The sequence below is a fragment of the Vibrio sp. 1580 genome, assembly GCF_033340055.1.
This window is the reverse complement of the sequence record NZ_JAWOVT010000682.1, coordinates 1-527: the sequence shown is the minus strand read 5'-3', so window position 1 is coordinate 527 and position 527 is coordinate 1. Positions and strand designations below refer to the sequence as shown.

The 527-nt window shown below is 46.1% G+C and carries 1 protein-coding gene; it reads right to left on the bottom strand.

Annotation, left to right across the window (positions count from 1 at the left end; genetic code table 11):
- Positions 1 to 527: ATP-binding cassette domain-containing protein (locus tag R7093_RS27830; RefSeq protein ID WP_318147357.1), on the bottom strand; the 527-nt coding region annotated here is incomplete at both ends.

The following is a 527-nucleotide window of genomic DNA, read 5'->3' as shown; positions in this document are numbered from 1 at the left end:
TGGGTGATCATAATGATTGCAGTGTTGAACTCAGATTTCAGCTCATTCAACAAGTCCATGATCTGTGCCTGAACGGTTACGTCCAACGCGGTTGTTGGTTCATCAGCAATAAGCAGTTTAGGACGGCACAATAGCGCCATCGCAATCATTACACGCTGACGCATACCGCCTGAAAATTCGTGCGGATACATGGTGATACGTTTGCGAGCTTCAGGGATTTTTACCGCTTCAAGCATGCGAACAGATTCTTCAAACGCTTCTGACTTGCCCATGCCTTTATGCAGCATCAACACTTCCATCAGCTGATCGCTCACTTTCATGTATGGGTTTAGCGAGGTCATCGGATCTTGGAAGATCATCGCGATCTGTTCTGCACGAACTTTGTTCAGCTCTTTTTCTGGAAGGTTAAGAATTTCTCGACCTTCAAATTTCGCACTGCCTGAGATCTTGCCGTTTTTCGCCAGTAGACCCATGATTGCGAATACAGTTTGTGATTTACCTGAACCAGATTCACCCACGATACCGAG